This is a genomic window from Mucilaginibacter sp. AK015, from assembly GCF_014200785.1.
GTDB lineage: Bacteria > Bacteroidota > Bacteroidia > Sphingobacteriales > Sphingobacteriaceae > Mucilaginibacter.
This window is the reverse complement of sequence record NZ_JACHCV010000001.1, coordinates 1169090-1194285: the sequence shown is the minus strand read 5'-3', so window position 1 is coordinate 1194285 and position 25196 is coordinate 1169090. Positions and strand designations below refer to the sequence as shown.

General features: G+C 45.0%; 21 protein-coding genes and 1 tRNA gene. 5 read left to right on the top strand and 17 right to left on the bottom strand.

Annotated features, from left to right (window positions below; genetic code table 11):
• Positions 1–35 precede the first annotated feature (35 nt).
• From HDC91_RS05185 to HDC91_RS05165, 5 genes are all read right to left on the bottom strand, one after another.
• A complete protein-coding gene (locus tag HDC91_RS05185) occupies positions 36–2783 on the bottom strand; it encodes a multicopper oxidase domain-containing protein (protein ID WP_157526422.1) in 2748 nt (915 codons plus the stop codon).
• 10 nt (positions 2784–2793) lie between these two features.
• On the bottom strand, positions 2794–3357 hold the full coding sequence (locus HDC91_RS05180; protein WP_157526424.1) for an AraC family transcriptional regulator: 564 nt from the start codon (positions 3355–3357) through the stop codon (positions 2794–2796).
• A 69-nt stretch (positions 3358–3426) separates the two neighbouring features.
• Positions 3427–3900, bottom strand: coding sequence for a hypothetical protein (locus HDC91_RS05175; RefSeq protein WP_157526426.1), 474 nt, complete (start codon positions 3898–3900; stop codon positions 3427–3429).
• Between the two features lie 105 nt (positions 3901–4005).
• Positions 4006–4221, bottom strand: a complete 216-nt coding sequence (locus tag HDC91_RS05170; RefSeq protein ID WP_157526428.1) for a heavy-metal-associated domain-containing protein — start codon at positions 4219–4221, stop codon at positions 4006–4008.
• 10 nt (positions 4222–4231) lie between these two features.
• A complete protein-coding gene (locus tag HDC91_RS05165; RefSeq protein ID WP_157526430.1) occupies positions 4232–6466 on the bottom strand; it encodes a cation-translocating P-type ATPase in 2235 nt (744 codons plus the stop codon).
• 174 nt (positions 6467–6640) lie between these two features.
• On the opposite strand from HDC91_RS05165, the gene HDC91_RS05160 reads away from it, so the two are divergent.
• Positions 6641–7360: a class I SAM-dependent methyltransferase gene (locus HDC91_RS05160; protein ID WP_157526432.1), complete on the top strand. Its 720-nt coding sequence runs from the start codon at positions 6641–6643 to the stop codon at positions 7358–7360.
• Positions 7361–7419: 59 nt separating this feature from the next.
• Here the strand turns inward: HDC91_RS05160 and HDC91_RS05155 are convergent, their stop codons facing one another.
• The 5 genes from HDC91_RS05155 to HDC91_RS20150 all read right to left on the bottom strand — a co-directional run bounded on the left by HDC91_RS05155 (position 7420) and on the right by HDC91_RS20150 (position 15992).
• A complete protein-coding gene (locus HDC91_RS05155; RefSeq protein ID WP_183549007.1) occupies positions 7420–9456 on the bottom strand; it encodes a heavy metal translocating P-type ATPase in 2037 nt (678 codons plus the stop codon).
• A gap of 10 nt (positions 9457–9466) precedes the next feature.
• Entirely contained in the window at positions 9467–9868 is a 402-nt protein-coding gene (locus HDC91_RS05150; RefSeq protein ID WP_183549005.1) for an RNA polymerase sigma factor, read from the bottom strand.
• A gap of 81 nt (positions 9869–9949) precedes the next feature.
• Complete coding sequence (locus HDC91_RS05145) at positions 9950–11200, bottom strand: efflux RND transporter periplasmic adaptor subunit (protein WP_157526436.1); 1251 nt, start codon at positions 11198–11200, stop codon at positions 9950–9952.
• A complete protein-coding gene (locus tag HDC91_RS05140) occupies positions 11197–15627 on the bottom strand; it encodes a CusA/CzcA family heavy metal efflux RND transporter (protein WP_317168547.1) in 4431 nt (1476 codons plus the stop codon). Before HDC91_RS05140 ends, HDC91_RS05145 begins: the two co-directional genes overlap by 4 nt.
• 44 nt (positions 15628–15671) lie before the next feature.
• Complete coding sequence (locus tag HDC91_RS20150; RefSeq protein WP_157526440.1) at positions 15672–15992, bottom strand: DUF6660 family protein; 321 nt, start codon at positions 15990–15992, stop codon at positions 15672–15674.
• 396 nt (positions 15993–16388) lie between these two features.
• On the opposite strand from HDC91_RS20150, the gene HDC91_RS05135 reads away from it, so the two are divergent.
• Together HDC91_RS05135 and HDC91_RS05130 are read left to right on the top strand one after the other, a co-directional pair.
• Positions 16389–16532, top strand: a complete 144-nt coding sequence (locus HDC91_RS05135; protein WP_157526442.1) for a hypothetical protein — start codon at positions 16389–16391, stop codon at positions 16530–16532.
• A gap of 11 nt (positions 16533–16543) precedes the next feature.
• Positions 16544–17098, top strand: a complete 555-nt coding sequence (locus HDC91_RS05130) for a hypothetical protein (protein WP_157526444.1) — start codon at positions 16544–16546, stop codon at positions 17096–17098.
• 302 nt (positions 17099–17400) lie between these two features.
• Here HDC91_RS05130 and HDC91_RS05125 read toward each other — a convergent pair whose 3' ends face one another.
• The 3 genes from HDC91_RS05125 to HDC91_RS05115 form a co-directional block, all read right to left on the bottom strand.
• A complete protein-coding gene (locus tag HDC91_RS05125; protein WP_157526446.1) occupies positions 17401–18468 on the bottom strand; it encodes a DUF932 domain-containing protein in 1068 nt (355 codons plus the stop codon).
• 4 nt (positions 18469–18472) lie between these two features.
• Positions 18473–18640, bottom strand: coding sequence for a hypothetical protein (locus tag HDC91_RS05120; protein WP_166583813.1), 168 nt, complete (start codon positions 18638–18640; stop codon positions 18473–18475).
• A gap of 760 nt (positions 18641–19400) precedes the next feature.
• Positions 19401–19474, bottom strand: a tRNA-Ile gene (locus HDC91_RS05115).
• A gap of 254 nt (positions 19475–19728) precedes the next feature.
• Between HDC91_RS05115 and HDC91_RS05110 the strand changes: the two genes are divergently transcribed.
• Both HDC91_RS05110 and HDC91_RS05105 read left to right on the top strand, forming a co-directional pair.
• The gene (locus HDC91_RS05110; RefSeq protein ID WP_183549003.1) at positions 19729–19884 is read left to right on the top strand and encodes a hypothetical protein; all 156 of its coding nucleotides are present in this window, start codon (positions 19729–19731) and stop codon (positions 19882–19884) included.
• Positions 19871–21097 carry a glycosyltransferase family 1 protein gene (locus HDC91_RS05105; RefSeq protein WP_183549000.1) on the top strand — a complete coding sequence of 409 codons (1227 nt, stop codon included), beginning with the start codon at positions 19871–19873 and terminating at the stop codon, positions 21095–21097. The genes HDC91_RS05110 and HDC91_RS05105 overlap by 14 nt, the downstream gene beginning before the upstream one ends.
• Positions 21098–21211: 114 nt before the next feature.
• Here the strand turns inward: HDC91_RS05105 and HDC91_RS05100 are convergent, their stop codons facing one another.
• The 4 genes from HDC91_RS05100 to HDC91_RS05085 all read right to left on the bottom strand — a co-directional run bounded on the left by HDC91_RS05100 (position 21212) and on the right by HDC91_RS05085 (position 25144).
• A complete protein-coding gene (locus HDC91_RS05100; RefSeq protein WP_183548998.1) occupies positions 21212–22246 on the bottom strand; it encodes a cytochrome d ubiquinol oxidase subunit II in 1035 nt (344 codons plus the stop codon).
• On the bottom strand, positions 22243–23574 hold the full coding sequence (locus tag HDC91_RS05095) for a cytochrome ubiquinol oxidase subunit I (protein WP_183548996.1): 1332 nt from the start codon (positions 23572–23574) through the stop codon (positions 22243–22245). Before HDC91_RS05095 ends, HDC91_RS05100 begins: the two co-directional genes overlap by 4 nt.
• A gap of 304 nt (positions 23575–23878) precedes the next feature.
• Positions 23879–24187 (bottom strand): phosphoribosylpyrophosphate synthetase, encoded by a 309-nt coding sequence (locus tag HDC91_RS05090; protein WP_183548994.1) that lies wholly within the window; start codon positions 24185–24187, stop codon positions 23879–23881.
• A gap of 252 nt (positions 24188–24439) precedes the next feature.
• Positions 24440–25144: a Crp/Fnr family transcriptional regulator gene (locus HDC91_RS05085; protein WP_183548992.1), complete on the bottom strand. Its 705-nt coding sequence runs from the start codon at positions 25142–25144 to the stop codon at positions 24440–24442.
• Positions 25145–25196: the final 52 nt, after the last annotated feature.

Genomic DNA, 25196 nt, shown 5'->3' with positions numbered 1-25196 from the left:
GATATTATTGATTATTAAAATTTAATGCGTTTGAATTAGTAAATGACAGTAAGGCCCCCTCCAAAGCCGTACTGGTTATCGTAACTGAGTGATAACGCAAAATATTTGGTGAGCACATACCGCGTATCCATTTGGAATTCCTTGTCAGTATTATAAGACGCACCAAGATAAAGCCTGCTGGAAAGCGGGATGTCTTCCCTGCTCAAAGCAAATCGGAACTTTCCTTTTGAGCTGACGCGTGCATCCGTTTGTATAAATAGCGGCAACAAGTATCTTAAGCCTACAACTGCACTATTTTCACTATACTGTGTGAACCGGCCACCCTTCGTGTTTTTTTCAAAGCTTCCACCGATATAAGCCGCAAGGTATTGCGGGTTATCCAGGTAACGTTCCGCGCGCGGTTCAAATTCGTATCTTCCATCGTAGCTCGCACGGTAGTTTGCATTGAACTCATAACGGGTATTGGAGACAAAGATGCTTCCGGTGTTGGTCTGAGAATGAAAGGACAGCTGCGCCCAGGTGTAAAACTGCCGGTCATCATTAATTACCGGGTTGTTCGGCTGATATTTCGCTACATCAGGGTTACTTGGCGAATCTTCATAACGTACCACCCTTGCCATACCTGACATCATGTGATAAAGTGTGTGGCAATGGAAAAACCAGTCGTGTGCTTCGTCGGCCAGATACTCTATCGTTTGTACCTTCATCGGTTCAATACTCACCGTATGTTTAAGTGGTGCGGAATCGCCTTTAGCATTCAGTACACGAAAAAAATGTCCGTGCAGGTGCATCGGGTGTTCCATCATCGTCGTATTATGAAACACAAAGCGGACAATTTCTCCTTTCCTGATTAGTAACCTGTCTGCTTCTGATAGCGGTTTATTATTGATAAACCAGGTGTAACGTAGCATGCTGCCAGTAAGATATAAATGATAGGTTCGAACAGTGTGTTTTCCTTCAATGGCTGTAGTAGAATTAGCCTCCAGCATATCATAGCTTAGAATTTTTCCTTTCCCGCCTAAACCCAGCAGCATGGATTGGCCGGGCCCCATAGGCGTTCCTTTCCCATCATCTTTCATTTTCATAGCCATCCCACCCATGTTCATATCGTCCATTCCCGGCTGCATGGCCATACCCGGCGTTTTTTCCTTATCTTGCTTTCCATTCTTTGAACTATCGGAGGCCATTCCGGACATTTGATCCATCTTCATTCCGGGCATGTTCATTTTCTGCATATTTTGACGACTGGGATCTTGTCCATTCATCTTCATATTTCCCATCTTCATCATCCCATCACTTTTTGAAAACTCGAGACCGTCGTTTTTTACTTTGGAATTCGGAACGGAGTTCATGGGCATATTCATCATGCCCATCATTTGATTGAAAGTATGGGTAAACCGGTAATAGGGCACTTTTGGAATGTCCGTGGTTTTAAATTCTTTGCCGCTACCAAACCATGCCGAAACTTTTCCGGTAATATCCTGCGCCGTGGCCCGGAATTCATATTTACCGGAGGCAGGTATCTTAATGAGCACGTCATAAGTCTCAGCTGTTCCAATTAAAATTTTATCGACCTGAACTGGCTTTACAGCTAAGCCATCCGCAGCTATCACGGTCATTGACCCGCCTGCATAATTAAGCCAGAAGTAACTGGACGCTGAACCATTAATGATGCGCATCTTCACGGTTTCCCCAGCCTTGAACCGTGTAAAATCCTGATTGCCTTGCCCGTTGGCCAGAAAACGGTCATATTTTACATCCACAAGGTCCATCGCTGGCATACGCATCCAGTCCAGCTTCAATTTGTCGCTCAGGTAACCCTTTTCTATAGCTCCGCCATAGCTCAGTACGCTGCCCCGCTGGATAGAGAACCAGTCGCTGCCCCGCTTAAGCATTCTTAAAACCTCTTTTGGCCGGTAATCGGTCCAATCGGACAACATAAAGACCTGTTCCGGGTAATTATCTTTGCGAACCTGCGGCTGTATCACAATAGGGCCGTATAGGCCAGCCTGCTCGTCTAACTCGGTGTGAGTATGATACCAGTAGGTACCGGTCTGACGGATGGGTATGACGTTCGTAAACGTCGTGCCTGGTTCTATGGGCACGGTACTGATGTAAGGTACGCCATCGTATTTATTGGGTACGAGCAAGCCGTGCCAGTGGATAGATGTTGTAGTTTTTCGGTGGTTATGGATACGGATATAAGCCGTGTCACCTTCCGTAAATCTTAAAACAGGGCCTGGTATCTGGCCGTTAATAGCCAGGGCTTTGACGCGCTTACCGGTGTAGTTAACTATGGTATCGCCGATATTAAGATCATAATATACCCGTTTGCCTGCATGAATAAGGTGATCATTTAGTGTGGATGACGTACTTTTAATGGTATCGCCTGGATTCGCCGGCTGTGCGGTCATCTTCATGCCCGGCATGCTGCCTGTTCCCATACTCATTCCATGTGCTGGCTCAGACATGTCCATATTTTGCATGCTATTTGCAGCGGACTTTTCCGGCATTTTTCTTCCGGGCATTATACCACTATCGGAATGGTTCATTTTCATTCCAATCATGCTACCCACACCTTTCCTGTTCGCCGTTCTTTTCCTCGATCGCTTTTGCGCCGTACTCGCTTTCGTTTTCGGGTTTGTTTGCGAAATTTTTGATTTTTCAGGCTGATTTTTCTGCGATGAATTCATGTTCATACCGGGCATTTCATGTTGTTGGGCATGGGCAACCAAAGTCACGCAGAGATAACTTATTAGGAGTACTGTCTTCAGGTTTTTCATAACAAATGCTTTATACCTTATCTAATGATTTTCTGGGCAGCTGATCGGAGGATTTATACTGGCTCGGCGTTAACCCGGTTATGGTTTTGAACTGTGTGGACAAATGGGCGCTGCTGCTGTAGCCCATTTTCCAGGCGATCTCATTCATGTTGAGTTCACCGTACTCCAGCAGTTCTTTCACTTTTTCGATCTTTTGCTGAATAATGAATTTTTCTATGGTGGTATCCTCGGATTCCGAGAACATCCGGCTGAGGTAGGTATAATCCTTATGAACCTGATCGGACAGGTAATCTGAAAAACTAAGGCGATTGTCGGCAAGGTCGCTGTGATGGACCTTTTCAATGATCAGGTCTTTGATGCGCTGCACAACGCGGTCTTTTTCATTGTCAATCAGTTCGAAGCCAAGCAGCTTCAGAGCGGAGGAAACAGCACTTAATTGAACGGCATCCGGCTCAGGCTGTACATCCGCGCTGCCTAGAGCAATTGCAGTGACGCGGAAACCTAAATTTTCCAGTTGTTGTTTAACGACCATAATGCAGCGGTCGCAAACCATATTTTTAATATATAATGTCATGTTTTAATTCAAGCTAAAGAAAGTGAAGGCAATACTACTTCAGGCCGCAGAAATGCGGCAATGCTTGAATCAGATCAGAAGAGAACGGTATTTAAGAAATAAAGGCTGTACAGCCGACCGCGGCGGCCCCGTGGCGTTTAACCAGGATACTTTAGCCTCATAAATGCCCCGAACAGGCGCTGCTGAATCATAAGGTAAAAAAATCACGGCGACCTGTAATGCGCTCAGTTGAAATTCCAGCGAAGCGGAAGAGTTTTCTTTGATCACATAATTGCCGTGCTGGTTACAGCAACTGCAATCTTTACCTTCACCACAAGATTTTTTGTGTCCATGTTCTTTGTCCTCATGATGGTCGCTATCATGTCCGGCAAGAGATTCTTCATCGTGGCCATCGCCCATATGGTCATCAAGCGCAAGCGCCGTTAATTCGTGGCCCGACTTTTCCAATAAAAATTCGGCACCGCAGTGAACCAGGCATACGAACATACCCGTTGTCAGCAACAGGTAAAACGCAGCCAAGCCGAAGGCACCGAATTTTCTCATTATATTAGATACACAAAAAAGTTACATTTGTTTAAAAGCTACCGTTTTTTCTTAATAGTCAAAGCGCTATTCCTGCCTTTCAGTGCGGCTCTTACAAATATCGGTTTATTTGATGACTTCTGCCTGAAAGCCTTTGGCCTTCAATGCGCTAATCACTTCATTAGGATTCAAACCTTTATTTGTATCTACAGTCAGTACCTTATCAGGGTTAGCCGTATCGACCTCCCATTTTTGTACGCCGTCCAAATTATTAAGTACCGGGGTTACCGTTGCTATGCAGCCACCACATTTGATGGTGGTCTTGAATTTTAGAGTTTCCATTGTTTTTATGCTATATGTTAATTTTTGAATATTTAAGCCGAAGGCTGTTGCTGACCACCGATACAGAACTAAGGGCCATAGCTGCACCCGCGATCATGGGATTAAGCAGGAAGCCGTTGAACGGATACAATATGCCGGCAGCCAGCGGAATGCCGATGAGGTTATAGATAAATGCCCAGAACAGATTTTGCCGAATTGTACGAACAGTGAGCCGGGACAGTTTAAGTGCTTTGGGTATCTGTAAGAGATCGGAAGAGACGAGCGTGATCTTAGCTACATCCATGGCGATGTCCGAACCATGGCCCATTGCTATAGAAAGGTTAGCCTGTGCCAGCGCCTGGCTGTCATTGATGCCATCACCTACCATCGCGACTATTTTGCCCTGGCTTTGCAAGGTCTTCACAAACTCCGCTTTGTCGGCCGGTAAAGCACCTGCAATAATTTCAGTGATACCGGCCTCTTTACCGATATGTGCAGCAGTAACCGCGTGGTCACCGGTGAGCATATAGACCGTGATACCACTGCCTTGTAATTCGGCAATCGCTTGGGCAGAAGTAATTTTCACCCGGTCTTGCAGGGCAACAATCGCCAGTACAGAAAGATGTGAAGCGAAATAGATGACCGTTTTACCCCAACCAGATAGTGCTTCTGCCGCAACACGAAGTTCATCAGGCAAGTTGGTTTTACAGGAATCTACGAGTTTCAGGTTACCGGCATAGAACGGCTGTCCGTCGAACATGCCTTCAATTCCCTGACCGGTGAGACTGTGAAAATAGTTCGACGCTACAGTTCCCGTGTTTTGCTCCTTTAAGTAGGCTACAACTGCTGTCGCAAGTGGATGTTCCGATTGCTGTTCGAGTGATAACAGTATTGCAGCTAAGGGATTTTCTTTACCAGCCGCCTGATTCGCCCAGATCAGGTCTGTTACTACTGGTTTGCCTTCCGTGATCGTCCCTGTCTTATCCAGCACGACTGCATTCACCTGATAACCGATTTCAAGTGCTTCCGCGTCTTTGATCAGGATGCCATTTTCAGCGCCCTTGCCAATACCGACCATTACAGCGGTGGGCGTAGCCAGGCCAAGCGCACAAGGACAGGCGATCACCAGCACCGTCACCATTGCCAAAAGCCCTTGCGTTAAGGCTTGCTGACCGCCGAATAGCAGCCAGGCACCTAATGTTATCAGCGCGATCAGCATTACGACCGGCACGAATATACCTGCAATTTTATCGACCAGTTTTTGAACCGGCGCTTTAGAGCCCTGCGCCTCCTGTACAAGGTTAATGATCTGTCCGAGGAGCGTTTCACTGCCGACTTTTTCAGCACGGAACTGAAAACTGCCTTTTTGATTGATCGTGCCCGCGAAAACCGGGTCGCCGCTTTGCTTTGCTACAGCGACAGGTTCGCCACTGATCATGCTTTCATCGACATAGGAATGACCCTCCTGTACCGTACCATCGACGGGGATCTTTTCACCAGGGCGTACCAGCAACAAGTCACCAACCCTGACTTCTTCTACCGGCATAACCTTTTCACCTGCCGGAGTGATCAGTAAAACAGTCTTTGGCTGGAGTCCGATTAGCTTTTTGATAGCGGAAGACGTGTTGGATTTTGCCCGTTCTTCGAGCAATTTTCCCAGCATGATAAAGACAATGACAACCGAGGCCGCCTCGTAATATACATGCGGGTGCAAGGCCTGCCTGTGCCAGAAATCCGGGTAAACGGTATTGAAGACGCTGAAAAGGAAAGCAATGCCCGTACTCATAGCTACCAGCGTATCCATATTGGCGCGTCCATGCTTTGCCTGTTTCCAGGCCCCGATAAAAAAGTTACGTCCTGCAACAAAAAGCACGGGCGCGGTCAGCAATAACATGATGTAATTGGCATAAGGCATGTCCATATAGAACATACCGATGATCACTACGGGTAAGGTAAGGGCACCAGCCCATAGGATATTTCTCTTTAATGCACGGTAGTGAGTTTCCCGGATTTGTTCCTGCTGTTCTTTACCGTTAGCTGTATCTATGAGCAGGTCGTAACCTACCGACTGTAATGAACGTTTTAACACTTCTGGTGCAACGATTTCAGGGTGAAATTCGACCTTTACGGTTTGCGTTGCAAAGTTCACAGCCGCTTGCTCAACACCGTTTTGTGCGCCGAGCATTGATTCAACGCTTGATGCGCAGCCTGCACAGGTCATGCCGGTAACGGGAAAAGTAATTGTGGTGATCGATTGCGCTGCCATTATTCTTTATTTATGGTACAAAATTACGGGGCCACCGAAAATTTGCGTTACAGGATTATGCGGAAATTTTACAGAATACCGTTTAAGTTTCAGCGTTTGCCACAATTTTACTATTATTGAATATTGGTTGATAGTTTAAACTATTGTCTAAACACCTTGTAAACTTATAACCTCATGGACAATTACTTCCTGGTCAAACAGCCGTATGCCGTAAATGAATTGAAACGGTCAGCGTTGGTAGATTTCGTTAACAAAGGACTGCGGTTCATGCGTACCGGTTACCAGGTTAAACAATTGGATACCAATGTAGATATGAATACGCCTGAACAGCGCATCAATTATTATCACTTATTAGATTCCGTGATCTTCAACGGAGTTGCGGGTGATGTTGTAGAGTTAGGTTGCTTCACAGGTCAATGCGCGCTTATTTTTGAAAAAGTGATTGAATTAAACGCTTCTTCAAAACAGCTTCATTTGTACGACAGCTTTTTCGCCACCTTCACTGTTAAAGGAAGTGTTGAGGAACAACTGAAAGCCAATTTTGAAAAGGCCAAACTGAAGCAGCCCATTGTTCATAAGGGTGATTTTAAAACCACGTTACCGAACGAGTTACCTGCGGAGATCGCGTTTGTTCATATTGATTGCGGTTTTGGTGGCGACAAGTTGGAACACAAAGCGGTGATGCTCCATTGTTTCGAAAGCATTTATCCACGCATGAGCAAGAATGCTATTTGTATCCTGATGGATTATTATGATGCCGAAGCAGGTGCTGAAGGCCTTGATATCAATCCCGGTGTTAAATTGGCCTATGATGAATTTTTTGCGGACAAGCCGGAAAAGATCGTTTGCCTCTGGGGTAACCAATATAACCATGCCTATTTCCGAAAGGCTTAAAGAAAGAACTTTAAGCGAACGCCAATAGCGCTGTGAAACTTTGCTTTGTTCGCCTGCATTCACTCATGCAACGTCATCCGCTGAATCCGCACCGCATTTAAAATGGCCAGCAAAGCGACACCTACATCTGCGATCACTGCTTCCCACAGATTAGCGACACCACCAGCACCAAGAACCAAAACGATGACCTTTACCACCATGGCAATGGTTATGTTTTGCCATACGATCCGTTTAGTAATCCTGCCGATCTCAATCGCGGAGGTAAGTTTAGAAGGCTGATCGTTCTGAATTACAATATCCGCTGTCTCTATCGTCGCATCACTGCCTAAGCCGCCCATCGCAATGCCGGCATCAGCAAGCGCAACTACCGGCGCATCATTCACTCCATCACCGACAAAAGCGATACGACTGCCCGCATTTTTGAACCCTTGTACTTTTTCCACTTTTCCGTCTGGTAACAGATCACCAAAAGCTTTATCGATGCCAAGTGCCTTAGCAACTTTATCTACTACCGCCTGTTTGTCCCCTGATAACATGACGGTCTGCAATTTTAAAGCATGCATTCGCTCAATTGCCTCTTTTGCATCTTCCTTAATTTCGTCAGCAATCGTGATATAACCCGCATATTTATCATCAACGGCCAGTACCACAACGGTGTCAACCAAATTATCTACGTCAGCAGGATAACTTATATTAAACTTTTTGAGCAGCTTGGCATTCCCGGCAAGTACCGTTTTGCCGTTAACTGTTCCCTTCAAACCATGACCTGATATTTCTTCGACGTTTTCTGCCTTTAATTGACCTTCCTGCTGACCTGCATATTCAACGACGGCTTTGGCAATAGGGTGTGTAGAATTGGCTTCGATAGCAGCGGCGGTTCTGATCAGTTCATTCTTATCAAAATTCTCGGTAACAACTTCCTGTACTTTAAACACGCCTTTAGTAAGTGTGCCGGTCTTGTCCATAATGACGGTGTTGATCTTGGTCATTACGTCCAGGAAGTTCGAGCCTTTGAATAAAATACCATTTCTTGAAGCCAGCCCAATGCCTCCAAAATAGCCCAATGGGATGGAAACCACCAGCGCACAAGGGCAGCTGATCACTAAAAACACCAATGCCCGATAAAACCATTGATGAAAGTTATAAGGGTCTGTAAAAAAGTAGGGTGCAAAGCATACCAACAAGGCCAGTGCAAAGACTATCGGTGTATAAATTTTAGCAAAGCGGCTGATAAAAAGCTGCGTTTGAGATTTACGGGCGGTCGCATCCTGCACCATTTCCAGTATCTGGCTGAGCTTACTGTCTTTAAACAGCGCCTTGACCTGTACCTCGCTCACTTTGTCCAAATTGATCATACCCGCAAGTACCTTTTCGCCCTTACGTTTAGTATCCGGTTTACTCTCACCGGTCAAGGCTGCGGTGTTGAAACTGGCGGCATCTGAATAAAGTTCACCATCCAGCGCAACTTTTTCACCTGCTTTCACTTGAATGACCTCATCCACCTTAACAGTTTTCGGGTCTGTTTCAGTTGGCTTACCGCCACGCATAACAGTTACCTTATCCGGCCTGATATCCAACAACGCCTTAATGCTTTTCTTTGCTTTATTCACGGCAGCATCCTGAAACCATTCGCCTATGGAATAGAAAACCATTACGGCAACGCCCTCACTGTAGGAACCAATGCTGAAAGCACCGATGGTCGCTACGCTCATTAAGAAAAACTCATTGAAAAAATCAAAATGCTTTGCCTTGCGCCAGGCCATAGCCAAAACATTGTAGCCAGCCAACCCGAATGCAATCAAAAAAATGATCAGATTGACGGGAAATGGCGGTTGGTACTTAAACCCATATTCGAGCGTCAGCATGACGATCAAAATAAGCAGCGCGGTAAGCAGCGGCCAATGGCTCAGCCAGGTTTCTTCCTCTGCCGGTGCTTTCGTAAGATCTAAAGATTCATCTTCGTCATCATGATCGTGTTCAGACGCGGCATGTTGGTCAGCCTCATGGGCCTCTTTTTCAGCGCCCGAGGTATTGGCTAAATGTTCATCCGATTTGAATTGTTCTTGCCGTACCTGGTTTTCTTGTTCTTCTTTCATGATATGGTAGTTAAGCGTTTTGCACCGCTGTTTGTTTCGACAGGAACGTATGATAAGCGTACTTGACCTCTTTTAGCGGTAATTCGAGCCTGAATGCGATGTTCTTAAAACTGAAACCTTTTTGTTTCAGGTGAGCGGTCATTGTTGGGAGCCATTCTTCCAGGGGCTTCAATTTAAAATACTTCTTACAGGCTTCCGCTGCGAACCCGTAGATGATCCAGTCGAGTTCATCCAATAGTTTTAATGCACTAACGTTTCTATAGATCGTCAGAAATACGTCCTGTGTGACCTCGTCAGTATCCTCGTGATCCAGGCCCTGGTGACGGATAAAGAAGTAAATCTGCTGCTGATATTTAGCGAGCAACTGGCCGAAAGCCTTCCGGCGTGTTTTCTCGTTTACTAAATCCTTCAATATGACATCATCTGCAATTACAATCGTTTCCATGATCTTTTCCTTCGTGCAGACTAATTGCCTGCGTTTTTAAGTTCAATTCTATTCTTCGTCTTCCCCTGTGGCGCTTTCTGATGAAAGGATATAAAAGGCACCCTTTGTTACGATCTTCACATCTTTTGGCAGCGACGTCACCAGCCTGACTTCGGTATAGCCCAGGTCCGTTACGCCCGTCACGACCTCTGCTTTTTCAAACACATACTTTCTTCCCGGCTTTGGCTTATCGTCTTTATCCTTTGCGGTTTCGTCTTTATCTTTCTCCATTACCTTGACTAAGTAATAGATATATTCCTTACCACCGGTTTTTATGACGGCTTCAGTTGGAACGGCAGTCGCCAATTGCTGGCCAACGTCAATTAAGGCGGAGACATACATTCCCTGGATAAGATTACTTTTGGCAGCCTGTTCGATCACTGCATGGGCGATGATCGCCTTGCTTTCATTTTCGAAAGATTGGTTCACCCCGTAGATCTTTCCTGTGATCTCCCTGTTATTCTGGTTGGTCAAGGTGAAATAAACATGCTGACCAGCCTTAACCTTAAACAGGTCTTTTTCATACACGACCAAATCGCAATGCACTTTTGAGTTATCAATGATGTTCATCAGCGGTCTTGCAGGTTCGGCATAAGAGCCGGTCTGAATAACGATCTTCCCGATAGTACCGCTGATCGGCGCGTATACCGGAATCTGTGTGATAAAACGGCCATGTGATGCACTCTCAGGACTTACGCCTACCTGCCGAAGCTGACGGCTTAATGCAGCTACCTTAGCTTGTTCGGTCTGTAACGCGCTTTGTGATTGCTGATACACCTTTCCCGTACCGGCGTTTGCCTCATTCAGTTCTTTTTGCCGTTCATATTCTTTGGTAGCATACATCAGACTGCTTTGTGCAGCCATATAATCCTGCTGTAATTGGATCAGTTGGTTATTTTCTATAGCAGCCAATTTTTGACCTTTGTTGACATGCTGTCCTTCCAGAACGAACACCTGATTGACAACGCCGCCCATCAGCAAGGTAACTTCTGCTTTATTCTGTGGTGGCACCTCCAACTGGCCGCTGGCCTTAACGACCGACTTTAAATTCTTTTGCTCCAAATAGCCTAATTGAATACCAACGGCATCCAACTGGCTTCGAGAAATGGTTATACCGACAGTTTTGTTTTTAGGTTTTTCCTTCTCCGCTGCTTCTTTTTCTTCTGTCTTGGGTTGCTGTGTGCAGGACGCCAAAATGATAGTTGCGACAAGTGTCAGCGCGAACGCTGTTTTATATTTTTTTAAACGGAATAGTCTCATTTTGATTTCGATGTTGTAGTGAGGTAAGTAAGTTCAATAACCGCCTGGTTGTAATCACGAAGTGCTGAAAGATAGGACAGGCGGATGTTCATGGCCTGTGTCATATTCTGAATAAATTCGACATAGCCGATCTCACCCTTGCTATAAGCAAACTGGGCGATCCGTATTTGCTCGGCTGCCTGCTTTAAACCACCTTCGTCGTAATAGCGGACTGCCGCCTCATATTTAGCGAGTTGCTGCAGTGCCTGATTATATTGCTTGTTGAGTAAAAGGCTGGCGTTCTGCTGTTCAGCCTGAGCGATCTGCTGTCCCACCTGGGCGGCTTTAACCCTGCTCTTTTGAGCACCGAAAAATAATGGCACCGAAACACCGACTTCAAAACCACCAACCCTGGTGCCGGGAAAATAGTTGCGGCTGATATTGGCAGGATTAAACGCGCCGACTAAAAGTTGTTGGCGATAACCAATGGTCAGGTCAGGGAAATAACGGCTTTTTTCCGCTTTCAGTTGTGCATCAGCTAAAGCATTTCGTTGTTCATAATAAGCTACTTGTGGGTGATTGCTGGTCACAATACTATCGGCAGCAATAAAAGAAAGCTTTTCTAAAGGCCCATCAGTTATTGCAGGCAAATAGTTAATGCTCAATAACTGCTGTAATTCCTGCCTGCCGATCAGTACATCCGCTTCCGCCTGTCGCCTGGAAACGCTGATCTCTTTGTAAGCGTTCGTAGCCGAAAGCTGTTCAAGGTAGGAGGTTTCACCTGTTTTATAGCGCAAAGCCGCCCGCTCTGAAAAGCGTTTATATAAGCTATCCTGGCTGGTAAGCTGCCGTAACTTATTCTGCGCATATTGAACCTCGTAATAGGCTGCTGTGACCTGTTTGACGACTTCGTTTTCGGTAATAGCTTTTGAGCGTTCGCTCAATGCGGTCTGTGCTTTGAGTACTTTTGCCTGAGCGCTGTAAACGGTCGGAAAAGCAAAGCTTTGGGTGATCCCCAAACTATTATCGATATTCCCACCGGATGTAGGGTCTTGTGTAAGGGTGATGTCGGTTTTGGCGGGGTCGAATGCCGTACCTTGTAAAGTTCGGTTCTGACCGATCTCCAGCGTTGCTCTGCGCAATTGCGGATTATTTCGGATTGCGGTCTCAATGCTCTCTGATAAGGTAAGCGGTTTATCACTCTGCGCGTTGACCGACGAAGCAATTAAGCTGCCTGTAAGAAACAATAAGATAGCTCCGATCTTGGGTGATAATGGCATTGTCTTGTCTGTTTTTGGCGGATGATTTTTGGTAAAAAGAATATAAAGCACCGGAAGAACCAGTAAGGTAAGCAAGGTCGCTGATATTAGCCCGCCGATCACAACCGTTGCCAAGGGCCTTTGCACTTCGGCACCAGCGGTAGACGATATAGCCATCGGCAGGAAACCTAACGAAGCTACAGAGGCCGTCATCAACACGGGCCTTAACCTGACCTGCGTTCCTTTCTTTACACGCTCGATGATATCGGTAATGCCTTCAGCTTGAAGCTGGTTGAAATAACCGATCAGAACGATCCCGTTCAAAACGGCAACACCAAAAAGGGCGATAAAACCGACGCCTGCGCTGATACTAAAAGGCATTCCTCGTAAGTACAAGGCAGCAACACCACCAATTGCTGATAGCGGTACGGCAGAAAAGATCAGGAGGGTCTCTCTAACGGAACGGAAGGTAAAATACAGCAACACGAGGATCAGCAGCAGTGCTACCGGCACAGCTATAGCTAAACGGCCTTTGGCTTCCTGCAAATTTTGGAACTGTCCGCCATAGGTCGTGTAATAACCGGCAGGCATTTTTAATTTTTGATTTAAGAGCTCCTGTATCTCCTTAACCGTACTTTCCACATCACGGCCGCGGACGTTAAAGCCAACGTAGATCCGGCGTTTACCATCCTCACGGCTGATCTGTGAGGGTGCATCCTCGGTTCTGATCGATGCCACCTGGCTTAACGGAACCTTGCTGCCGCTTGGAAGCGGGATATAAAGGTTTTCGATGTTCACTATATCGGAACGCAGTTCACGGCTTAGGCGCAAAACGATCTCAAAACGTTTCTCACCCTCGAACACCGCACCAGCCACCCGACCGGCAAAAGCGGTACTTAACGCCGTGTTGACATCTTCAATGTTCAAACCATATTGGGCGATCTTATGGCGGTCATAAACAACCGCTACCTGGGGCAAGCCGCTTACCTTTTCTACCATTGGTTCACTTACCCCCTTAACGCCGCTGATCAGTTTTGCAGTTTGATACGCCTGGGAAGCCAATACGTCCAGATCATCGCCAAAAATTTTAATGGCAACATCCTGCCGTATACCTGTCATCAGCTCATTGAATCGCATCTGCATAGGTTGGGTAACTTCTACATTAATGCCGGGAATATCTTTTAGTGTTTCTTCGATCTTCTCCATTATTTCAGCGCGATCACCGGCAGAAGTCCATTCATCTTTCGGTTTCATAGATAGCATCATATCACCACGCTCGAACGGCATCGGGTCTGTAGGCACTTCCGCGCTTCCTATACGGGTTACTGCCTGCTTGATCTCCGGGAACTTCTGCTTTAAGAGCTTCTCTGCTTTTCCAAAGGTCTGCACTACCTGCGATAGTGAGGTGCCTTGCATCATGGCAATTTCAACCGTCAGATCACCTTCTTCTAAAGTCGGGATGAACTCACCGCCCATTTTAGCAAAAGCCCACAGGGCGATGGCTAATAAAACGACAGACAAAAAAACGGTAAACTTTTTAGCCTTCAGCACGGCGTTTAACGCCGGCGTATAAATGCGGTGCATGGCATCAACCAGCCGGTCAGAAATATTCCGCTTATGGTGGGTTTTCTTACTTAAAAATAAGGCACTTGCCATAGGCACATAGGTCAGCGAAAGGATAAAAGCACCCAGGATGGCGAAAGCTACCGTTTCTGCCATTGGCCGGAACATCTTTCCTTCGATACCTACCAGTGCGAAAAGCGGCAGATAAACGATAAGGATGATGATCTCGCCAAAAGCGGCGCTGTCCCTGATCTTGGATGCTGCTTCGTAAACTTCGCCATCCATTTCAGATTGATCAAGTGTTTCTTTGCCTGCGAAGCGGTTGCTTTCTGTGATCCGGTGAACGATGGCTTCGACAATAATAACCGCCCCATCCACGATCAGTCCAAAGTCAATTGCACCCAGGCTCATCAAATTTCCGGATACCCCAAAGAGATACATCAGCGTTACGGCGAACAGCATGGCCAGGGGAATAACGGAAGCAACTACTAAACCTGCACGCCAGTTACCCAACAGCAGGACCAATACAAAAACGACGATAAGGCCGCCTTCTATAAGGTTCCGTTCTACCGTACCCATAGCCCTGCCAACAAGTTCCGTACGGTCAATGAACGGCTCAATGACCACACCCTCGGGCAATGACTTTTGTACCTGGGCCATGCGTTCCTTAACGCGCTCGATAACATCACTGAAATTCTCACCTTTTAGCATCAGGGCGACACCGGCAACGACTTCGCCTTGTCCGTTACGGGTAACTGCGCCATAGCGGTTAGCACTGCCATATTGCACCTTGGCAATATCACCGATAACCACAGGTGCATCTTCACGGTTCTTAACCACGATATGTTCAATATCATCCAGTGTTTTAACCTGACCCAGCCCCCTGATAAAATAGGCGTTACTTCGCTGTTCAATGTACGATCCACCTGTGTTTTGGTTATTCTTTTCAAGTGCAGTATAAATATCGCTGATCGTAATATTAAGGCTGTTCAGCCTTTCGTTGTCAATAGCGATCTCGTATTGCTTCACATAGCCGCCCCAACCGCTGATTTCGGCAATTCCAGGGGTTCCGGCCAGTTGTCTGCGGACGATCCAATCCTGCATGGTACGCAGGTCTGTAGCGGAATATTTGTTTTCATAGCCGGGTTTTGTATGTATGACATACTGGTAGATCTCCCCGAGGCCGGTCGTGATAGGTGCCAACATAGGTTCGCCGGTGTCTTTGGGAATCTGACTTTCAGCTTCCTTTAAACCTTCGCTGATCTGCTGCCTCGCCCAATAGATATCTGCATTGTCCTCAAATACTACCGTTATCACCGACAGTCCGGAACGGGAAATTGACCGTTTTTCAATTACTTTAGGCACGTTGGCAATCGCCAGTTCTATCGGCGCGGTAATATATTGCTCCACTTCCTGAGCGCCCAAAGTAGGTGCCTGGGTAATAATTTGAACCTGGTTATTGGTAATGTCAGGCTGTGCATCAATTGGCAGGCGTGTAAGCGAAAAAATACCGGCCGCTACTAATAATATTATAAATGCCCCTACGACCAGCTTATTGCTGATCGAGAACGCAATGATCTTATCAAACATGGATTTATGGTTAATACGTAAACGTGCTTGTGGCATAGCGCAGACGCTATCCCATCACGAACAAAATTGAAGCGAATGTATTAACCGATCTGAGGCGGCTGCCAGATAGAAATGGATTGTTCAAGAAGCGCCGGAACTGTCGGCTCACCGAAAGTTTTTTTAACTTCTTGTATGAAAACGCTCCCCACGTGATGGTAGGGTGTTAGCGTCCGAACAGTAGAACAGCAGGAACAGGTGCAGAACGGCGTGCAGGTTTCTTTGCCTGCTTTTTCGTCACCTGAATGGCTTTTAGTAAAAGTAGTATAAGATTTCACCATATCCCCAAAGTCGTCACTGTCCCTGCATGGCAACACTGCCAGTAAGGTCATGTAAACGCTGAATATGATTCCTACATACTTCATTTGATACAAACATATGATTTACAGGTCAATTATTACAAAATTAAACTTCATAGAAATGTTAATTTATGTTAAACCTGTTAAGGGGCATAGAACACCAAGAGAAGTGTGGTCAGGTTAAAACAAAAAAAGTACAGCAAAGCTTTACCCGCAATTCGTAGAATTCATATATCCGCAAAAGACTACGGCATAACGAGCCGCCTTCTTAGCGCGGCGCGCTCGCCCTACGGGACTTATTCCGTTTCCATTTGCCTTATTGCGGGTAATTTATTATGCTTTCTTTTTTTCCTTTTTCTTTTAAACCGTTATACAACATATTGTTTAGTATCTTCAATCATGTATATAGACCAAATATATTTTCAAAAATTGCACCTCCAGTTTGGTGATCTGATTTATCTAATGATCGAAACAGGCGAAGGATTTACTGGCTCGTTTCAGGATGGCTTCGATGGCTCGGCGTTTTTGTTCACTAACTTTTCCAATGGTAAGACACAAAAGGTAGCGCTAAATAACTTACAACAACTGGAAAAGATTAAGCAGTAGTAAATCGAACGATGACTGAGGAGTTAATACAGAAATATAACAACCATCGCCAGAAAGCGGACGGTTATAATGTCGATACGATTAGCGGATTGTATGATAAATATTCGACAACCTATACCGGATATAACATGCTGTATAATGAAGTCCCGGCTTCACTTGCAAAGCAAAATGTTAAATTAAGGGCTAAAGACGATGACAATCATAAAGCAACTGATCTTGTAGCACAGTATTTAGGGGAAGAAAATATTTACAACCAATTTTTGGAATGGGGTAATGAAAAAGATATTCATTCTTTAATATGGATCATTGAAGAAGGTTATTTTAACATCGTGCTTGACCGGGCTGGAAATTCTAAATCAGAACGAGATAAAGAACTGCTTCTCGGGTTAAAATCCGAATCTTCAGACGTTAAAATAATGGCAATCCTAAAAATCATATATGCAGTCAGAAACAATATGGTTCATGGTAATAAAGACATTCAAGAATACCAGCGCTTTTTGTTAGAGCCCCTTCTCAGCCTCCTGCAAACACTATGTTCGCAATTATTTGAAAAACTTGGAGCCTAAGTTTGAATGATTCATCAAAAAATGCGGTTTATAACAAAAGTCCCTTAACACTCGCTGCAAGGGACTTTCAACCTAAACCTTATCACAAGGCAAGCAAGGATGCCTGCCATTAAGGGTGGCAATCTACAATTTTTGATGGAAAATAAATGAATGATATTTCAGGTCGGTTTATGGTAAATCAAGGCGCACCCTGTTTTCACCGAAAATCATTTAACACTATGAAAACAGGGGGCGTTCTTCGGGCGGGCGATAGCCCGCCGCCGGGCAATTTTAGAAACAAGGGGGATTGCTCCCCCTAACAATTAATTATAAATCAATGCTTCGCTTCCCTGTGTCGCAAAATCCCGACACAGATTAAAGGCGGTTTGTGCCCGTTGTTTCGCTGTACCGTCCATGATGGATTTAAATTTGGCTTCATCACTTTTAAAACCGCGCACATTTTGGAAATAACCCGTAACGCTGTTATATGCACCAAAAACAGTTCCTGCGGTCGTTTCCATTTGCTGGGTCTGACTTCCTAAAGCATATTCATAAACATTATCTACAATGTTAGTGTAGTGTGTAGATAGCAGGTCTAATTTGCCCCCGGCTAAGTTTTCCAAAACCTCTTTGTTAGGTGCCATTGCAATCTGTATCAATTTTTTCACCTCGGCATCTGTGATACGTACTTTAGCCCATTGATTAAATAAGCCCTCCATTTCGCCGCCTAAAGATTTACTAATGCCCATTAAAGTATGTGCCTGTTTTAGCCGTTCGGTAGCAGAGGCGGTATGACGGATTTTAATCGCCCCTGAATGATTATTCATCGCTGCGTTTAGCGTATTGTTGCAAACTATCCTAACAGGCGTAAAAGCTGCGGTAATGCTTCCTAAACCATCGTGAGTAGTGGTTAAAAACAAATACTGTTCTATCCAGTCCTTTACACCTACCCGAATATAATCAGGCAATTTAGCAGTTATAAAAACCCGCTCGCCGTTACCCAATGCCCCCGCCGTTTCGTATAAAATACCATCGCCACCGCCTACGATCGCATCAAAGAACGAAAACGCATCACGGTTTTGTACCACTTCATAATCGTTACCGACAACCCCTAAAACCTGTTCGGTATCGGCCCGAACCGTAGCAAAAAAATTAGGAACCTCTATTTCGGGAATAATAATATCGTTGTCGGGATCGCCTAAATGGTTTTCGGTATCATAAGTAAACAAAGGGCGTTTTTCTACAATATAATCTAAACCTGCGTGCTGTATGGCTTCGCTACTAGTTGGGTAACGGTCTATGATTTGCCCTAACCCGTGCCAGGCTTTTTCCTTAACACTCATAAAGCTGTTTTTGCCTGTTTTCTGATTGAAATTTATTTGATGTGCCATGATGTTATTTTTTAGTGTTCAGTTCAATAATTTTTGTTTGTAATACTTCCACGTTCGGCGTACTGCTTACCTGCAAAACCGTTTTGGTTTGCAGTTCCTGTATTGCATCGTGAATGCTCGTATGCGCGGTTTTAATGGTGACTTTCACCAGTAAAAAGATCTTATCCTCCATCGCTTTAAAATTGGTATATATTCATAAAATCGCTTAATTCTAATTGAAACCGTGCGGGGTTTTCCTGCGCTAAAGTGGGTGTTTCGGAGATATGTTACACCCTATTCCGTGGCAAACTGACCACCTATTTTGCTGGCAAAGAAATGCAGCAGATGCTTTAGCAGCATAAAACAAAGATAGCTTATTTACCTTTTCCCAATTGGTCTGGTGGCGCTCATGCTTTTTCTTAGAAGCTTGAAACACCTGGGTAGTTACCGCATATCTCTTTCGGTAATCATCGTCCATCGCTTTAATAGCGGCTTTACAGGACCATTTCCCTTACGCGATCAGGCTCCCGATTAACTTTTTCATCGGGTCGCCATATCACGCTTCTAAACAGCACAAGCAGTATCTAAAGCGTAGTTACAAAAACGGGGTGGTCAGTTTGATCCGGAATACCCTGCTCACTTTGAATCCGGAATGGGTGGTCACTTTAAATCGGAATCAGGTGGTCAATTTCAGCGGAACCTCCATTAGGTAACACAACAGGTAACACAAACACAATATAAATTGACTAAAATAATCAACTTTTAACGCGTAATAAACTGTATTTCAATTCATTGAAGCGGTTTGTGTTACCTAAGTTAAAAATTAAAAACAGGTAGTCGGATAGGTAACGAGAACCTTGGCTTTACAAAGGGTTGGTAAGGGTATAATTAATGAAAAAACCCCTTAAATCAGCGATTTAAGGGGTTTGTAGGTGTAGAGATTGTCTACTCAGTGCGCCCACCTGGGCTCGAACCAGGGACCAAAAGATTATGAGTCTTCTACTCTAACCAACTGAGCTATAGGCGCTGAAAATAGTTGTTATTTTCGAGGTTGCAAATATGTAAAAATGTAGCCGTAAATACAAAAATCATTTCATTTTTTGCCACTTGCGCATAACAAGCTGTTTTAAAGGCAATTTATTTGCAATTGGATGGGTGCTGCTATCCCCGGCATTTAACATTAAAATACCATAACGTTGTTTTAACGATAACCCACGCTTGACATTCCAGTAAAACACTGGCAGCACTTTTACTGTATATAATAATATAAAAAATATGGAAATGGGATATTCATCACTTGACATTGCCATGCTGCTGATAGCTGCATTGGTGATATTAGCCGCTTCGCGCGTACCGGTAAAAACTAACGGCAATTTAAAAAAGAATAGTAAGCCCGGATTTAAGCGCGGGAGAAAAACAACCCATGCCATATCTTAATGTATCGCGCTATCTCTCGGAGCCGGCCAAGAAGGGTATTAAAAAGATCAAGGTGGCGTTTTTCGCTGATATACTCACCGTGGATTTTGATGGTGCAGTGCGCACTATGTATCAGCTTATACACCGTATCGATGCCGCCCGGTTCGATTACCTGTTTATTTATGGCGAGGGGCCCGAAAGCATATTAAATTTCAGGAGCTTTCAGATACCCGCGCTATCCTTACCTGTAAACACAAATTATTCGATTGCCATACCCTTATTGGCAAAAGGCAGGTTAATAAAAAAGTTACAGGCATTTAATCCTGATGTGGTTCACATTGCCACCCCTTCTTTTTTAGGGTCATTCGGGTTAGATTATGCTTGTCGCGCCGGTTTACCGGTTATCAGCATATATCACACTCACTTTATATCGTATGTAGATTATTATTTTAAGCGGGCTCCGTTGCTTATCAAGCATATTAAGCAGCAGCTAACCAAAGCTCATAAAAGCTTTTATAACCGTTGCGATAAAGTTTACGTACCATCTGAAAGCATCAGGAATGAACTGACGGAAATGGGTATTTATCCTGATAGCATGAAAATATGGAAGCGGGGCGTAGACACCGCTTTATTCTCGCCATATAAAAAAGATAAGAGGCGGATACAAAAACTGGTGGGGAACAAAAATCCAACCGTAATATTTGCCAGCCGCCTGGTATGGGAAAAGAACCTGGAAACCCTTTTTAATATATACAATAAGCTGCAAGCCCTTAAAACGCCTGTAAATCTTTTGATAGTTGGTAATGGTACGGCCCGACAGGCATGTGAAGTTAAAATGCCCAATGCTGTCTTTACCAACGATATCGATCATGAATATTTATCGGTACTTTATGCTTCAGCGGATGTTTTCCTGTTTCCGTCGGTGTCCGAAACGTACGGCAATGTGGTAATAGAGGCCATGGCGTCTGGCCTGCCATGTGTGATTGCCGATGGGGGTGGCTCAAAAGATTTTATTGACCAGGGTGTTAACGGCTTTAAATGCAGCCCATACAATGCTGATGAATACGTAGAAAAGATAGAATTATTATTACATAACCGGCAGCTTAGCGCCAGCTTTGCGGCCAACGGGTTACAATACTGTAAGCACTTGAGTTGGGACGAACTGGCAGGTGTATACTTTAACGATATCAGTAACCTTGCATTTGCATGCCGGATGCAGTTAGTATCGGCTTAATTATACGGATTTGACCATTGGTTGCCGGGCCCCACGGAAATTTGAGGCGCTGTTGATGAGCACCTGGCCTTCGGTCTCGGGATGGTTAAAGTTTTTGTCTTCCTTTTGGTCGATCTATTGCTCATCACCGCCCTCATGCCCTGTTTTTTCGGGTTTGTACTGAAAGCTCCATACCAGGTAAAACAAGGCCGGTAATATAAAAACACTGCCTATAAGCAATGCCGCCCCCAACATTTGGATGGCTTTTTCGGCGCCCTGGTGTTGGATGAGCGATAAATGCCCGCCGTTTTTTAGAATAATGATGTTTGGGTAATGCTTATAGGTGGTGGTTATCAGTATCATGGTAACCTGAAAGCCTGCCAGCACACGGATAATAAAGCGTTTGCCATTCGCTATCAAATACCAAAGCGCTATCAGCGAAATAGTGGCCGCGCTTACTGCAACTACGCCTATGATGCTGCCAAAAACCCATTGCACTAACGGAATGCCCTCTTTAACCGAAGCGACAAAAACAACCGCGCCGGCAACTACCGCGGCAATGTTCATCAATTTTGCTTTGCGGATGAATCGCTTTCGTTCATCTTCGTCTTCGGTTTCGCCAATAAGGTAAATGGCTGCCAGAAAACCGCACAGCGCCACCGTAAAGAAACCAATAGCCACCGAGAACCAGTTTAGCCAGCTGTAAATATACGCGTCCATAAAATTGGTTGCCAGCGGATCAACCCGGCCTGATACGGTGCTGCCGGCTATAATGCCGAGGAATAACGGTGTGATAAAACTGGAATACACAAATATCTTATTATAAACCTTCTGCATATTATCGTGCACTGCATCATAATTGCGGAAGGTGAGGGCCGTACCGCGCGCGATGATGCCCATCAGCATGATTACTAATGGGATATGCAGGTATGTAGACATGGTTGCATATATCACCGGGAAACCCACAAACAGTATTACAATGGCAATGATAAGCCACATATGATTGGCCTCCCAGATAGGGCCAATGGCGTTATACATGATTTTGCGCGTGCGTGATTTGTTCTTGTTTGATGTAAACATTTCAATAATACCCGCCCCAAAATCGGCGCCGCCCATAACCAGGTACAACAGCAGGGCTACCCACAAAAAAATAATGACCACGTATATCATGCGCTTACAGGTATAGGTGTATCCTTGTCGTAAATTACCGGTACCATTTTTATTTGCCTGTACAGCAAAAATATGACTACTATACTTAAGGTAAAGTACACAGCCGTAAACAGGTAAAAAGAGTAAGCCACCCCCGGCATAGGGGTAACGGCGTCGGCAGTACGCATAACTCCCTGTATTATCCAGGGCTGGCGGCCAACCTCGGTAACCGTCCAACCGGCCTCAACGGCAATAAAACCAACAGGAGTAGCCGCTATAAATAGTTTCAGGAACCAGCGCTTGTCGAACCAGGAGCGTTTTTTTAACAGGGCTACCAGGTACAGCAGCCCTAAGGCCATCATCAGCATACCCAGTGCCACCATTAATTGAAAAGCATAATGGGTGACGGCCACAGGCGGCTGGTTTTTTTCAGGGATCTTATCAAGGCCGGTTACCGGTGTTTTAAAATCATCGTGCACCATAAAGCTTAATAAGCCGGGCAGTTCAATAGCGTAATCAACTTTTTTATTCTTTACATCGGGCACACCGCCAATAATAAGCGGGGTGTTGGGCCTGGTAATAAAATGAGCTTCCATTGCGGCAAGCTTGGCGGGTTGTGTTTTGGCCACCATTTTTGCCGATACATCGCCGCTAAGGGGCTGTAATATACTGGCTGTAACCCCAAAAATTGCGGCTATCTTAAACGCTTTTGCATGAAAGCCTACATTTTGTTTCCGCATGATCATGAGCGCATGCACGCCCGCCACAGCGAAACCGGTAGCCGCAAATGCAGCTATAGACATGTGCAACGCCTGCGAGAACCAGGCTGGGTTAAACATCGCCTTGATAGGGTCAATGTTAATGTATTTGCCATTTACCACATCAAAACCGGCAGGGGTGTTCATCCAGGCATTGGCAGCTACCACCAGTACGCCTGATAACAGCCCGCTTATGCCCACCACAATGCCTGTAAACCAATGAAACCATCGGTTAAACCTGCTCCACCCGTAAAGGAAAAAGCCGAGCGCAATAGCTTCAATAAAAAAGGCCGTTCCCTCTAATGAAAAGGGCATGCCAAATATGGGCCCGGCGTGTTTCATAAAGGTTGGCCAAAGCAGGCCCAGCTCAAAAGATAGTACCGTGCCTGATACAGCACCAGTTGCGAAGAAGATGGCCACGCCCTTGCTCCAGGCTTTGGTTACATTGCGGTACACCGGGTTACCGGTGCGTAACCATAAAAAATGTGATACTGCCATAAAAAAGGGCATTACCATACCTATGCATGAAAATATGATGTGGAAGCCCAGGGACAACGCCATTTGCGACCGCGCGGCCATAAAATTATCCATAGTGCAAGTTTAAGTACTCTATAAACGTTTACTTATATAAATTGCACATTTTTAGCAATTTAGAACGAATAATAATTAGATAAAAAGCCGCAGCATTGTTGGATTTTTGGTGATTATTGAGTATCGGAAGGCCCTTAAAATACTCTTTACAGCCGCCTAAAAGGGTATTTTATCAACTAATTGATTATCAATTACTTGCAGATTATTATAATTCAAGTACTTGATTATCAGGTGTTCATGTTTGTTCACGGTGTTCACGTGCTCCGAAAATGAACACCTGCGAACAATGACGTAAATAGGAGTATTACAAATGCCTGTTCAGTTTCTGTACCAGCGCGGCCGATGCGTCGTCGTTTGAAACCCCGTAACCGTTTACCAGTACCCCTTTTGCATCGCTTTTAGTAGAAGATATTGCGTAAAGCACAGCTTCGTCGTCCGGGTCGGATTCTCCTTCAAAACGGAAAACACCGTCTATTTCAAATTCATCCGGAGATAGCTGGGTATTCGTGTTATGGCAGATAAGACAATCTTTTTGAACATTAAAATCGAGCGTGTAGCCCTCTGCTTTAAGACCGTTTATAGTTTGCGATAGCGTTCCGTAATCTGTTTTCATAACGATAAATGTTTGATGCTAATTTAGATAATTTTGATCATCTCATCGCCCTTAAAATCCCACGTGCCCCGCATCTGCTTTAAACTTGATCTGCCGAAATTTTTATGACAGCACGAGCAGCAATTTGTGCTAACGTTACCTGTTTGCGACAAGCCAGGTGTTTGCTGCTGTATAGACACCGCTTATGCCTATCCAATGCGCGGTTGGCGCGGCAGGGCACCCCGTTGTTAGTGGTAGTAAGGGCTTAGTTGCCTATTCAAATCCTTCGTTGGCGTTGTCCACCAGGTTTTGAAGCGCCGGTTCATTTAAAAGTACGATGCTTTTGCCGTTTACCGCTATCAGCCCGTCCTGGATGAAATCCTGCGTTACCTTAAACCAGGTTTCGTATGATACCGCCGCGTAGCTGGACAGATCCTGCCGGGTTAGCTCGATGTTTATCGCGCCGGCTGCATCGGTGCCGAACAGATTTTTGAGGTTGAGCATAGCAAGCGCAATGCGTTCTTTAACGGGCATGTGTACCAGGTTACGCATGCGTTTTTCTGATTTTTGCAGCTCATCCGCAAAAAACTTCATTAAGGCGTAAGTGAACTTATGATTTACATTAAGTGTTGATTCAAAAAAGGAGAGGTCGATATAGCACAGTGTGGTTTGTTCTAAAGCTGTTGTGGCTACCGGATAAACCGGGTTATTACCCAGGCCCATATGCCCCAATATATCGCCCGGTTTAGCAAAACGAATAATAAGCTCCTTATCGTTGTTCCAGCGTTTGTGTACTTTTACTTTGCCTGTATAAACAAAGTAAACACCCTTAACGGGATCGCCTTCCTTAAAAATACTCTCGCCCTTTTTTACTATGAAGTTTGTTTTATGGGCGCCGATAGCGGGTAACCAATCTTTGACACTGTTAGTGCATAAAAAGCAATTATTTAAATTGCATACATCTTTACTTTCTTTCATTTAACATTAAGATTGCGGTTGCAATATCACTAAAAGCAGGTGATATTTAGCC